This is a genomic window from Mesorhizobium sp. M1E.F.Ca.ET.063.01.1.1 (assembly GCF_003998155.1).
GTDB lineage: Bacteria > Pseudomonadota > Alphaproteobacteria > Rhizobiales > Rhizobiaceae > Mesorhizobium.
The window spans coordinates 1-672 of the sequence record NZ_RZSC01001427.1 but is presented as its reverse complement, the minus strand read 5'-3'; the positions used below and the strand labels follow the sequence as shown (position 1 = coordinate 672).

Genomic DNA, 672 nt, shown 5'->3' with positions numbered 1-672 from the left:
GCGCACAGGAAGGCGCCCCCGCGGGCGGTGACCATCGGCCCGCCAATGCCCGGCACGCCGACCTTGAACGGCAGCGGCAGCGGCGTCATGTCGTAGACGGTGCCGTTGCGATGCTTGTAGGCGATAGTTCCCGTCCTGAGATCGACGCCGGCGACATAGCCCCAGGGCGGCGCCTGGCAGGGAATGCCGAGCGGCGACAGGAACGGTCCCATCACCACCGCGTAAGGCGCGCCCTCGTTGCGGTTGAGCCCCTGTTCGCTGCCTTTGGTGTTGTCGCCCGGCGGCGGCACGTCAGCGCGCGGAATGAGCTTGGACGTTAAGGCGAGATAGGTCGGCATGCCGAACATCACCTGCCGCACCGGGTCGACCGCGACGCCGCCCCAGTTGAAGACGCCGAAATTGCCGGGATAGATCAGCGATCCCTGCAGCGAGGGCGGCGTATAGCGCCCCTCATAGCGCAGCTTCCTGAGCTCGATCCGGCACGCCAGCTGGTCGAACATGGTGACGCCCCACATGTCGGCGCCGGTCAGCGGCTTGGGATTGAAAGACAGGTCCGATTCCGGCTGTGTCGGCGAGGCATGGTCGCCTTCGATCGCGCCACCCGGCGCCGGCATTTCCTTCACCGGGATGATCGGCTCTCCGGTGCTCCGGTCGAGCATATAGAGGTCGCCC

General features: G+C 67.1%; 1 pseudogene. It reads right to left on the bottom strand.

The annotated features are described in order from the left end of the window. A pseudogene (locus EOA29_RS39015) lies at nucleotides 1-672 on the bottom strand (membrane-bound PQQ-dependent dehydrogenase, glucose/quinate/shikimate family); the annotation flags it as partial.